Origin of the sequence: Nocardia sp. NPDC024068, from assembly GCF_040638875.1 — a bacterium.
Taxonomy (GTDB): Bacteria; Actinomycetota; Actinomycetes; order Mycobacteriales; family Mycobacteriaceae; genus Nocardia.
In genome coordinates this window covers 199,727-211,921 of sequence record NZ_JBEZYU010000003.1, presented here as the reverse complement: position 1 = coordinate 211,921, position 12,195 = coordinate 199,727, and the positions used below count along the sequence as shown (strand labels likewise).

The following is a 12,195-nucleotide window of genomic DNA, read 5'->3' as shown; positions in this document are numbered from 1 at the left end:
GAACGAGACGGTTGCGTTCCGCTGGCCCGAGCATTACCCTCGAATACGGAACGGAACCGTTCCGACGTATTTGCGGCAGATCTCACGGAGTGGTCATGAATGATGCGCGGACCGACGTACTCGTCGTCGGCGCCGGACCCACCGGGCTGACACTGGCCTGCGCGTTGCGACTGCAGGGCATCGACGTGCGAGTGGTCGATGCGGCGCCGGTACCGGCCACCACCTCCCGGGCGAATATTCTCCACGCCCGGGGCGTCGAAGTACTGGAACGCATCGGCGCCCTCGGCGATCTTCCGGAGCGGTCGTTGACCGCACTGACCATCACCCAGTATCTCGACGGAAAGCCGGCCGTCACAGTGCGTTTCGGCGATCTCGGTCTGGGGACCGCCCGGCCCGCCCTCTATGCGTCACAGGCCGATGTCGAAGCACGATTGAGGCAGCGACTTCGCGATCTGGGTACCGAGATCGAATGGAACTCCGCGATATCCGGCGTGGCCCAGAACGACACCGGCGTCGGCGCGACCCTCGCGAACGGCGAGACCGCGCGATGCCGCTGGCTGGTCGGCTGCGACGGGGCGCACAGCACGGTTCGGCAACTGGCCGGGATCGCGTTCCCCGGGGCGCGGCTCACCGAACGGTTCCTGCTGGCCGATGTCTACGCCGAGTGGCCGGTCGACCGCTCGGGTGGGCACGGCTGGCCCCACCGGGACGGCCCCCTGTTCGCCGTGCCGATGCGGGAAGTCGGCCGCCCGGACAACCTGTGGCGACTGATGGCCTACGACCCCACCGGGAACGACGGCACCCAGAGCACCGAACAGATCATCGACCGCTTCCGGCAGCTGGTACCCGAGCGCACCGGCCGCACCGACATCCGCATCACGGAAGCCGCGTGGGCATCGATATTCCACGTCCACCGACGACTGGCCGACACCTACCGTGCCGGCCGGATCTTCCTCGCCGGCGCCGCCGCCCACATCCACAGCCCACTGGGCGGACAAGGAATCGTCACCGGAATAGGTGACGCGGAAAACCTGGCCTGGAAACTCGCACTCGTCATCCAGGGACGCGCCACCGCCGCCCTGCTCGACACCTACGAGGCCGAACGCCGGCCACTGGCCACCGATGTATTGCGCAACACCACGACCGCGACCCGCCTGCAAGTCGGCGACAGCCTGTTGCTCCGGTTCCTCCGGCGCCGACTGCTCGTACCGATCGCCGCCATGCCCTCGGTGCAGCGCAGAGCCAGCCGAGTCGCCTCCCAGCTCTGGGTGACCTACCGTCACGGCCCGCTCAACGGCGGCATCCGATCTCATATCGGGCCCCTCCCCCGGCCCGGTGACCGCGTCCCGAACCTGCCCTGCAGGCACCTCGACGGCCGCAGCACCGCTCTCTACGACCAACTGGGCAGACACTGGGCACTGCTACTACCCGCCGACGGCAGTACCGACGAATTCACCGATATGAGAACCCGGCTCGGCCACAACGTCATCGCGCTCCACGCCGAGCCCACTTCCGGACAACACGACGTACGGCTCATCCGCCCCGACGCTCACCTGGCCTGGCGCGGCACCGACCCTCAGCAACTCACCCGCTGGCTCAGCGGAACACTGCAGCACGGAACCGTCGGCCGGTAGGCAAACGCCGAATGGAAGTTACGTCTTGTCAATTCGTGGTGGCATGGAGGAAGTCGACGGCAGCCGGTTCCGGACGCGCTGGAGTCAGGCCAACGCGAGGAACAGTTTTTCCAGTTCGTCAACAGTCATCGGATCGGTGTCCCCGTCCTGACGATCGAGGCATTCGCGTAGACCGGTAGCGACGATTTTGAATCCGGCGCGGTCCAGCGCGCGGGATACGGCCGCGAGCTGGGTGACCACATCCTTGCAGTCGCGCCCGGCCTCGATCATCGCGATAACACCCGCGAGTTGACCGTGGGCGCGTCGTAGCCGGTTGAGTACGGGAGCGATGGTGTTCTCGTCGCCGATCATGGTGTGTTTCTCCTCTTCATGTCCCCCGACATGATACCCCCCAGGGTATCTATCCAGCGTGAGGCGGGCACAGAGCGTCCCTCAGTGGTGCGCGAAACTGATACTCGGCAGGAGTCTGCGCAGCCGGCGGGGCGACCACCACGCACCGTGGCCGGTCAGTCGCAGGAGGACCGGTAGCAGGACCAACCGCACCAGGAGTGCGTCGAGCAGGACCGCGACGCCGAGGATGATGCCCATTTCCTTGGGTGGCAGCGGCTGGGCCAGGGCGAAGGTGAAGAACACCGCGACCATGACCGCGGCCGCCGCGAAGATCACCCGCCCGGAGTGCGCCAGTCCGTCGACGTGGGCGGTTTTCGGGTCCCCGGTGCGCTCGTAGTGTTCTTTCGCGGTGGCCAGCAGGAACACGGTGTAGTCCATGGCGATCGCGAAGATCATGGCGAAGAAGAACACCGGCCCCCAGCCGTCGAGGAATCCCTGCGGGGTGAAGCCGAGCAGGCTCGCGCCGTGACCGTCCTGGAAGATCAGTTTCGCCACACCGAACGCGGCGGCGGTCGACAGCAGGCTGACCAGGGTGCCCAGCGCCGCGATGAGCGGAGCCTGCAGCGCGACCAGCAGCAGCACGAAACCGAGTACGAGGATCACGCCGACGATGATCGGTAGATAGTCGTCGAGCGCCTGCTGCAGATCCAGGTTCTCGGCGGGGGCGCCGCCGACGATCGTCTGGTCGGGGAGCCGTTCCCGCAGGTCGTCGAGGATCGCCCCCATGCGTTCGTCGGAGGGGTCGACTTCGGGCAGGGCCTGCAGCATCACCAGATCCGAGCCGTCGCCGGAGGGCTGGGCCGAGGTGACCATGGCGACACCGTCGGTGGCCGCGGCCAGACGTCCGGTTTCGGCGGCGTCTTCGGCGGGGGCGATGATCTGCAGCGCTCCCGGCGCACCGGGGCCCAGCTGGCGCTGCACGAGTTCATACCCTTGACGCACCGGCGCGTCCGCGGGCACGACCTGGATCGAGGGCATCGCGACCTTCAACCCCAGCACCGGAATCGACAGCCCGATCAGCACGGCGAGCGCGGCCACCGCGAACGGCCACGGGTGGTTGTGCAGCACCTCACCCCATCGAGCGAACCGCGGGGACCGGTGCTGTTGCCGTTTCGCATACGGGAGCGAACCAGCGTTGATCTTGTTGCCGAGTGCGCCCAGCGTCGCGGGCAGCAGCGTCAGAGTGGCGGCGAGTACGAACACCACGGCCAGCATGATGCCGACGGCCATCGTGCGCACCGCCGGCGCCGGGACGAGTAGCACCGCCGACAAACTGACCAGCACCGTGATGCCCGACAGCACAACCGCCTTGCCGGCGGTGTCCATGGTTTCGGCGACCGCCCGCCGGGTGTCGGACCCTCTGGTCAGCGCGTCCCGGAAGCGCGCGACGATGAACAGGGCGTAATCGATCCCGAGCGCGAGGGCGAACATCATCGCGAAGTTCATCGCCCACACCGAGATGGGTGTGATCTGGTTCAGCAGCACCAGTCCACCGGCGGAGGCCACCAGACCGGCCACGGTCAGCAGCAGCGGCAGCCCCGCCGCGACCAGCGACCCGAACGCCAGCACCATGATCGCGAGCGTCGCCGGCCAGGAGAACAACTCGGCCTTGATCATCGCGTCGTGATTGGCCTTGTTGAAATCACTCCATAGCGCGGACGCGCCCGTCGGATAGACCTCCACTCCCCCGCCCGACAGCGCCGTGAGGGCCGCTTTGTGGTCGTCGACTGCCCGGACCATATCGTCGGTGGATGCGTTCGCGCCCGCGATGAGGATCCCGGTGTGGCCGTCGGGACTGATCGTCGTTCCCGGCTGCGGAGCGATCACGGGCCCGAATCGGTCGTCCCCGGCGAACACCTGAGTGATCTCGCCGATCACCTGGGTCATCGCGGGACTGCCGACGGTCTCGGAGCCGGAGTGCACGACCACCTGCACCGCGGCCGAGGAGTTCCCGCCGAAGTGCTGTTCGGCGACTGCACGCACGCGCACCGACTCCGACCCGTCGGCCTGCCAGCCCGCGCCCGCGAGCGCGGTGAACACACTGGGCGCGGCCGCGCCCAGTGCGACCACCACTACCAGCCACACCCCGAAAACCAGGCGCGCGCGCCCGGCCATGGCCGCACCCAGTCGCGCGAGCGGCCCACCCAGCGGCGTGGACGAGGGTTCCGGGGCGACCGCGGTCGCCGCGCGTGTCGACCCGCCGCCTCCCGGATTCTGGATGTCTTCGCTCATCGGTACTCCTGTGTCCATATACCCCCCGGGGTATTGATCCGCGGCCGACTATACCCCAGGGGGTATATTGGTGCCGGCGTAGGCCTCGACCCCGCGTTGAGCGGGGCACTCGACGACTCCGCATACGATCCCGCGGTTGCCCGCTTTCACCGAGCGAGCCAGGACACCCTCGGCGGACCGGGCGGCAGCCCGATCATTTCGATCGGCGGGCGCGGGTTCGCCGGGCCGGTCCTCACCGCGCCGCCGCGCCCCGATCAGGGCCGCGCATTGCGCGAGGCCCTCGTCACCACAGCCACCGTCCCGGAATTCGCCGCTCCGCAACGCCCCTACCAGGGACCGCCGTCCTTCTCCTCCACCGAGGAACGGTGAGACACCTACCCGTTCTCCCCGTCCTTCGCGGGCCCACCGGAAGAATCGCGACCACAGGCGGCGCGGGCGGCGAGTTCACCTACGGCGCTTCGAATCCCTTCCGCCAGCACGTCGATATCGGGGGTCGTATCGTAATCACCGGTGATACCGAACACCAGGTGATCGTGGTAGCTGAGGATCGCGATCGCGGTCCGCAGGCGCATAGCGATCGGCATCGCGGGCAGCAATTCCAGCACTTCATGGCCGTGGAGAGTGAGCTCGTGCCGCGGTCCTGGCACATTGGTCGCCACCGCGGCGACACCGCGCTGGGGAAACCGCGTCGCGAGTCGCAGAGTCCACGCCACTGCCGCGAACGGAAGCCACCCCGCCAGACCCAGAACCGTATGCTCCGCCCCCGCCGCACCACCGGATTTCTGGGTCTGCATGGACGCATGGACGGCGCGCAGGCGGTCGACCGCGTCGGTTCGGTCGATCGGCAGGTACGGCAGAACCGCCGAGACCCGATTGTCGAGCACATATTTCGCGTGCTCGGCCCGCATGGACACCGGCACGAGTATGCGCAGTCCGTGTGCGGTCGGCGTCTCGCCGCGCTCCAGTAACAGCTCCCGGTAGCCCGCGGTGATCGCGGCGAGAACCACGTCGTTGACGGTGACCCGGTACTTCGCGCCGATATCGGCGACCACCGGCAGCGACACCCGTACTGCGGTATATCGACGCCGGTGCCCGATGGGCCCGTTGAGCGAGGACACCGGTCCCGGTTCGACCACGGCCGCGCCGATGGGAACGAGGCGGCGCACCGTATCGAAGGCGATCCCGGGTAGCGACACCGGGAACTTCAGCAAGGTCGAGAGTTCGGGTGGCCGGTGTGCACGACGCGGAGGTGCCCGCTTGCCCTCGGCCGACGGCGGCGGATCGCAGAGGTTGGCGAATACTGCGACTCCGGAGATTCCGTCCACCAGGCTGTGGTGTGCTTTCAAGACCAATGCCCAGCGGTCCCCGGTCAGGCCCTCCACCACGACGCATTGCCACAGCGGGTGGTCGCGATCGAGACGCTCTTCGATTTCGGTGGCCACCAACTCCCACAGTGTCTTCTCGTCGCCGGGCCGTGGCAGGGCTGTCCAGCGAATATGGTGAGCGAGGTCGAAGGCGGGATCGTCCTCCCATTGCGGGGCCGTCACATCGAATGGGGCGCGATGTACTCGTTGCTTCAACCGGTGCATCCCGCCGAGCCGCTGCCCCAGGGTCGCGGTGAAAGCATCGCGCAGGGGCGGCGGCCCGTCGAGGATCGCGACAACCGCGATACCGAGGCTGATCCGCCGATCCGCGTCCTCCAATTCGATGAAGCCGGTGTCGAGTGCCCGGAGCTCGGTCATCATGCACTCCTGTCGCGGGGGTCTGGACGCACAGTCGGCGTGCTCGTGACTGTGGCGCGGACGTCGGACCGGCCGGTCATGGCCCTCATCTCGCAGCGGTAGCCGTGCCGGAACCGAGCGCCGACACTGCGCGGAACCCGGAATCGAGGCAGGCGGTGAATTCCGGCAGATCCGGCACTGCCGCCGTATCAGCATTGATTCCCACACAACATGTTCCGAGATAGGAGACCAGTGTGGCGTTGAACGCGGTGCCGATGGTCGGGCCGAACGCATGGATGCTCTCGACCTCGGCGCCCGCCAGGTAGAGCGGGATCGGTGAGCCCGGCACGTCGGAGGCGACGAAGTCGATGTGCTTCAGCATCTGCGCCAGCGCGCCGCTGGGCAGGCGGTCGAACACGGCCGCCACCGCATTGGACAGTGGGAGGGCGGGTTCACGGCGCCAGCGGTCGACGAGATCGTGCACCACCCATATCAGGTCCAAGACGTCGTCGTTGTGGACCGGAATGCCGAATCTGGCCAGGGTGATCCGGTTTCCGCCGATCGGGTCGTCTTCGGCTCGGATGCTGATCGGGACCGTCACCCGCAGCTGCTCTATCGGCGCGTCGTATCGAGCGTGGTAGGAACGCAATCCCAGGAGCAAGGCGGTGAGGAAGGCATCGTTGACGGTGCATCCGGCCGTGAGTGCGGATTGGGTCAACTGTTCGAGCGGCACCTCGAGTACCGTCAACCGCCGTCCGAGACTGCGTTCGGTCATCACCGGCGACATCGTGGTGACCACGGGACGGGCCAGGCGCGCCAGCGAGGACGTGAGGGCCGCGCCACCGCGCGCCGCGGCCACCGGATTCCAGGCCGCTCGTCCGAGCGCCGCCACCGCAGACACTCCGCCGCGGAGTAGTCCATACCCCGTCGACCAGTTCCACGCCAGCGTATCGGCGACCTGTCCCGCCACGGACCCGCTCCGTCCGCGGACCGGTCCGCGTTCTGTCCCTTCTCGGGTGATATCCAGTATCTGTCCGGCGATCTCCATACCGCCGACGCCGTCGGTCAAGCTGTGATGGACCTTGAGGACTGCCACCGTGCGCCCTTCGGGCAAACCGGTCAACAGGGTCAATGTCCACAATGGGCGGGCGGGGTCGAAGGCTGTCATCACCTCGTTCCGGGCGAACTCGAGCACATCTGACCGGTCCGCCGCACCCGGCAACGCGGCGCGGCGAAGATGCCAGGACAGATCGAAGTTCGGGTCCGGTTCCCAGCGAGGCGGGGCGAGACCCAGCGGCACCGTGCGCAGGATGTGCCGAAACCGCGGGACCACCCGGGTCCCCCGGTCCACTACCCGCACCACCGTGTCCCATTGCGGTTCCGCGTCGAGAACGAGCACCGAGACGATGGTCGAACGGAGCACGGGATCCTGTTCCATGCTCCAGGTGAACAGGTCCGACTGGGTCATATGGGAGGCACCGGAACCCATTCTCGGCTGCTTTCGTCGTGGGCGATCGGTAAGAGCGTCGTCCTCTTCACTGTTCCCCCACCGCCGGATCACCGGCAGAGGCGAAGGTCACCGATCCCCGGTGTCGGAACCGCCACGCCGTCCACCGGATGGACCGGACTATCGCCTTTCGGCCCCCGGGTTCATGACAAACGACAGGCGTGCCGGGCGGAAACGGGCTTCTACTCTACGAATACTGTGCTCGTCGAGCCGAAGGGACCCACGATATGGCCGCCCACCGCACGGACCGACCACACAATCTGGCCTCCGCTGCCGTCGTGGTGGGCACCGACGGTTCCGCCGCCTCCCACCGGGCAGTGCGCTGGGCCGCGGAAACCGCGGCCCAGCGTGGCCGGGCCCTGCATATCGTGCACGGGCTGGATCTCACGGCCGCCGCAGCCGCACTGGGCTCCTATGACGTACTGGCTCCCGGCGTCATCGACAACATCCGGCGGTGCGGAGCGGAGTACATCACCTCGGCGACGCGCCTGGCCCGGACGATCGCTCCCGGCGTCCGGATCCGTACCGAGGTCTGCGAGGCAGGATCCGCGCGACTGCTCATCGCGCGATCGGCCGACGCGCATATGGTCGTCCTCGGCGCGGCCGGCGACAGCGGGACGTTCGCCCACCTCGGCTCCACGCTGCTCGCTGTCGTCGCACACGGGCGAGGGACCGTGGCGGTGGTCCGGCATCGTGGCGCCGAACTCCGGTCCGGCGGCGGATACCCTGTGGTGGCGGGCATAGACGGCAGCGGCCGCAGCCAAGCTGCCCTCGCCACCGCCTTCCACGAGGCCGCCGAGCGCAGGACGCGACTCGTGGCACTACACGTCTGGTGCGATCAGCGCTTCGATCGCTTTGCCGGATACCCGAATACGATCACGGACCCGGTAGTCGCGGCCTCTGCACAGGCCCTCCTGTCCGAACATCTCGCCGGTTGGCAGGAGAAGTATCCCGATGTCCCGGTCATCCGCAAGGTCTACCCCGCCGGGCCGATTCATCAGTTGACCGAGTGGTCGAGGTTGGCGCAACTGGTGGTCGTCGGCAACCGCGGCCGGGGTGGGTTCCGCGGCCTGTTCCTGGGATCCACCGGGAATGCGCTCGTCCAGCATGCGCACTGCCCGGTCATGGTCGCCCATACCGAACAACGCCGCTGACTCCTGCTTCCGGCCCCACGAATTGCCCCACGCTCACAGCTCATCGGGCGTCCGGCACGCGGACGATGATCATCGGAGTATCCACGGAATGCAGCAGCGCGTTGCTCGTCGATCCGAGCAGCATGCTCGTGAAACCGCCGCGCCCGTGGCTACCCACGACGACCAGTTGCGCGTCGTCCGAAGCGTCGAGTAGCGAGCGGACCGGCCGGTCCGCGGTCACGATCCGCTGGACGGGGACGTCCGGATACCGCTCGCAATACCCGGCGAGGTTCTCGGCCAGCTCCGCTTCCGCCGATGCCCGGGCGCTGTCCCAGTTGCGGACCGGGATATCGAGTCCGCTGGTATCGCTCCAGGCGTGCAGCGCGGTCAGTCCGACTTCGCGGCGCGCGGCCTCGTCGAAGGCGAGTTCCACCGCCGCGACGCTGTTGCCGGTGCCATCGACGCCCACCAGTACCGGCCGGCCGGCCGAAACCACGTCCAGTGGTGTGTCGGCGTGGATCACCGCGACCGGGCAGTGCGCGTGGCGGGTGACCGCCGTACTCACCGATCCGAGCAGGCCGCGCTGGAAGGCGCCCAGACCACGGCTGCCGACCACCAGCATTCGCGCCGTGGACGACTGCGCGATCAGCGCGGGCACGATGAGCAGATCGGTCGCCTCGGTGGTGACGGCGAGTTCGTCGCCCGGGGTCGCTGTCCGGGCCACGCGCGCCGCCTCGGTGAGGATTCGCTCGCCCTCTTCACGCATCCACCGCAGATCGTTCTCGGTCGCGATCGTTTCGGGTCCGAAGCCGGACGGAATCGTCCACGAATTGACGAGGTGCAGTCCGCATTGATGCAAACCTGCTTCGACGGCGGCCCAGGCCACCGCTCGATAGGAGCTCGGTGAGCCGTCCGCGCCCGCGACTATCAGCGGCTCGGAGTGTGCCTGCGGGCCGGATCCATGGTCTGCCATCGGCTTTCTCCTTCCCTGCTAATTCCGCACGGGCCGACCGTGCACGACCACGAGCGGGCATTCCGCCGCGTACAGCAGCGCGATCGTGGTCGCTCCCAAGACGGTGCCCGGAGCTCCGCCACGGCCGCGGCGACCCACAACCAGCAGCTGAGCCCACGCCGATTCGGCGGTCAGCGTCCGCGCGGGCGCATCGGTCCGGACGACCCTTTCGACCTTCACCTGGGGATAGCGCCGGACGGGACCTGCCATCCACCGGCCCAGCAGAGCTTCGTCGGTGGGACGCCTATCGGCGGGAAGTGCGATTCCGCTGGTATCGCTCCAGGCGTGCACCGCCACCAGCCCCACCTCGCGGCGCGACGCCTCGGCGAAAGCGGTTTCCAGCGCGACCAGGCTGTGCGGGCTGCCGTCGACCCCGACCACTACCGGTTTGTTCCGGGAGACGGCGTCGGTGCCGGACTGCCCGGAAATGACTGCGACGGGGCACTGCGCATACGCTGTCACCGCGGAGCTGAGCGAGCCGATGACTGTCGGGGCGACCCCACCGCGGCCGCGTCTGCCGACGACCAGCATCGCCGCCCGCGCCGAGCGGTCCAGCAGGGTAGGGGTGATCTGTTCGAAGGTCAGCTCTGTCGTGATCGGCACCGAGCCGCCGGCCGTCGCGTGTGCTGCTCGCACCGCTTCGTCGAGCACCCATTCCCCATCCGCCCGCAGCCACTCGAGCTCCGAATCGTCCAGCACCGATGTCCCCGAACGAGGCGGCAGTGCGCACGAAGTGAGCAGATGCAGGCTTTGCCCCCACAGCTGGGCTGCCGGCCCGGCCCATGCCGCGGCACGGAGCGACGGTAGCGAGCCGTCGACGCCCACCACGATGGGTGCGCCGTCTTTCTCGGCCCGAGCCTTTGCCATCGGCTGCTCCGTCCTGGTCCGGGGGCGCGTAGCCGGTCTCCACCCCGGCCATCGCGGCTACCTCTGGTCGCCGGATCGTCCGTCCTCAGCCTCCCGTTTTCCCAGGCCCGCCGAGACAGTCGAAAGTCCCCTGTCCTGGTGTCCTCCGGCAGCAGATGGCGCCGGACCGCCGATGCGGCCGAGTAGGCGCGCCCCGGAGATCGCGCGGCACACGACAAGGGAAGAGCGGCACGAGAAGGTGCAGCGCGGCGCGGAACAATCCATTTCGCTTCGACGACAGAAGACCTGCCGCAGAGTACTTAGTCCCCTGACGCCACCCGGTTCCGGCGGCGAGGATGGGCACATCACCGGACATGTGACATCAGGGAGGCAACCATGACGACCGCGCAGGCTGTGATGCACGAAGAAGTGACCCATATAGGGGTGCGTGACACGCTGGACGTCGCGGCACAGCAGATGCGTCAACGCGGCATCGGCGCCCTGCCGATCTGCGACGGCGAAGGCAACCCGGTAGGTATCGTCACCGATCGCGATATCGTCGTGAACTGTGTCGCGCTGGGACACAACCCCGCAACCGCCACCGCCGGTGAGTACGCCCAAGGGGACGAGCTGCGCACAGTGGAGACCGGTACCGATATCGGCGAGGCTCTGGCACTGATGGAGCGCTACCAGATCCGCCGGCTCCCGGTCACCGACCACGGCCGGCTGGTGGGCATCATCACCGAAGCCGACCTGGCCCGGGAACTGCCGGAGCAGGAAGTCGGCGAGTTCGTCGAGGCGGTATGTGAACCGCAGCTGCCCGCGCAGGCCGAAGCACCCATGACCTAGCTGTCGACGCCGCCCACAGGTCGGGTGGCAGGAGACCGCAGCGGCCCGCGCCGCAGCCCCGTCCATCGGCTCTGCTGTCCGCCCTCGTCGGCGAGACCATCCCAAGCCCGGCACCCACCGGTGTACTCGGACGAGCAGCGAGAAAGGCGACCGTATGGCGCACCGTAATGATCCTCTTGCCGCCGACATTCACACCGCTCGCACCTGGCTGAATGCTGTCGCCGGCGAACTGGGCACGGACGACCGCCAGTTCGCTTTCCGTGCGCTACGCGCGTGGATGCACGCCGTCCGCGACCGGATCGGGGTGTCCAACTCCGCCCACGTGAGCGCGCAGCTGCCCGAGCTGCTCCGTGGGGTGTGGTACGAAGGCTGGGTTCCCGCCAGAGTGCCGGTCCGGCACGGTGTCGCCGCGTTCATCGATCAGTTCGCCGAAGAAGCACGGATCGAGCGCCACGAGGTCGTGCCGACCGCCGGGGAGATCACCCGATCACTGGATCAACTGTTCGCGCCCGGACAGTTGACCCGGGTATTCGCGGTACTGCCCGAACCGCTCGGGGTTGCGCTCTGGGGTGATTTCATCGACGCGAACCACGAGTCCGCGCGCAGGTCCCGAGCAGCGACCGGGCACGGCGGCGGCGCCCCCGTTCAGGACCACGATCTCGCCCAGCAGCTCCGGGTGCTGAGCGAGGCGGTGGCCGTGTTGGCCCGGGGGCTCGAACAATTGCCGGCGCTACTTCCAGACGAGCAACGGGTCGCCGCCGCTGCTCAGTCCGCCCACCGCATTCTGCTGGCCGAGGGGCTGGTGGAGCAGCCCCCGACGCAAGCGGGCAGTACCGATCGCGCCCGTTGATCGGTGGGCCCCGGCGTGGCG

At 68.2% G+C, this 12,195-nt stretch carries 11 protein-coding genes; 5 read left to right on the top strand and 6 right to left on the bottom strand.

The window, feature by feature from the left end; genetic code table 11:
• Nucleotides 1-95: 95 nt before the first annotated feature.
• Nucleotides 96-1,634, top strand: coding sequence for an FAD-dependent oxidoreductase (locus AB0F41_RS06095; RefSeq protein ID WP_357421609.1), 1,539 nt, complete (start codon nt 96-98; stop codon nt 1,632-1,634).
• 84 nt (nt 1,635-1,718) lie between these two features.
• On the opposite strand, the gene AB0F41_RS06090 is transcribed toward AB0F41_RS06095, so the two are convergent.
• Nucleotides 1,719-1,985, bottom strand: a complete 267-nt coding sequence (locus tag AB0F41_RS06090; RefSeq protein WP_357421608.1) for a metal-sensitive transcriptional regulator — start codon at nt 1,983-1,985, stop codon at nt 1,719-1,721.
• Nucleotides 1,986-2,066: 81 nt separating this feature from the next.
• The gene (locus tag AB0F41_RS06085; protein WP_357421607.1) at nt 2,067-4,256 is read right to left on the bottom strand and encodes an MMPL family transporter; all 2,190 of its coding nucleotides are present in this window, start codon (nt 4,254-4,256) and stop codon (nt 2,067-2,069) included.
• Between the two features lie 96 nt (nt 4,257-4,352).
• Between AB0F41_RS06085 and AB0F41_RS06080 the strand changes: the two genes are divergently transcribed.
• Nucleotides 4,353-4,625, top strand: a complete 273-nt coding sequence (locus AB0F41_RS06080) for a hypothetical protein (RefSeq protein ID WP_357421606.1) — start codon at nt 4,353-4,355, stop codon at nt 4,623-4,625.
• Between the two features lie 5 nt (nt 4,626-4,630).
• Here the strand turns inward: AB0F41_RS06080 and AB0F41_RS06075 are convergent, their stop codons facing one another.
• Both AB0F41_RS06075 and AB0F41_RS06070 read right to left on the bottom strand, forming a co-directional pair.
• Entirely contained in the window at nt 4,631-5,998 is a 1,368-nt protein-coding gene (locus tag AB0F41_RS06075) for a wax ester/triacylglycerol synthase family O-acyltransferase (protein WP_357421605.1), read from the bottom strand.
• An 85-nt stretch (nt 5,999-6,083) separates the two neighbouring features.
• Nucleotides 6,084-7,445 (bottom strand): wax ester/triacylglycerol synthase domain-containing protein, encoded by a 1,362-nt coding sequence (locus AB0F41_RS06070; protein WP_357421604.1) that lies wholly within the window; start codon nt 7,443-7,445, stop codon nt 6,084-6,086.
• A gap of 266 nt (nt 7,446-7,711) precedes the next feature.
• Between AB0F41_RS06070 and AB0F41_RS06065 the strand changes: the two genes are divergently transcribed.
• Nucleotides 7,712-8,638: a universal stress protein gene (locus tag AB0F41_RS06065; RefSeq protein WP_357421603.1), complete on the top strand. Its 927-nt coding sequence runs from the start codon at nt 7,712-7,714 to the stop codon at nt 8,636-8,638.
• Nucleotides 8,639-8,678: 40 nt separating this feature from the next.
• On the opposite strand, the gene AB0F41_RS06060 is transcribed toward AB0F41_RS06065, so the two are convergent.
• The gene (locus tag AB0F41_RS06060) at nt 8,679-9,590 is read right to left on the bottom strand and encodes a universal stress protein (protein WP_357421602.1); all 912 of its coding nucleotides are present in this window, start codon (nt 9,588-9,590) and stop codon (nt 8,679-8,681) included.
• A gap of 18 nt (nt 9,591-9,608) precedes the next feature.
• A complete protein-coding gene (locus AB0F41_RS06055; protein WP_357421601.1) occupies nt 9,609-10,496 on the bottom strand; it encodes a universal stress protein in 888 nt (295 codons plus the stop codon).
• Nucleotides 10,497-10,871: 375 nt separating this feature from the next.
• On the opposite strand from AB0F41_RS06055, the gene AB0F41_RS06050 reads away from it, so the two are divergent.
• Entirely contained in the window at nt 10,872-11,324 is a 453-nt protein-coding gene (locus AB0F41_RS06050) for a CBS domain-containing protein (protein ID WP_357421600.1), read from the top strand.
• Nucleotides 11,325-11,478: 154 nt separating this feature from the next.
• A complete protein-coding gene (locus tag AB0F41_RS06045; protein ID WP_357421599.1) occupies nt 11,479-12,174 on the top strand; it encodes a DUF2267 domain-containing protein in 696 nt (231 codons plus the stop codon).
• The last annotated feature ends 21 nt before the right edge of the window (nt 12,175-12,195 follow it).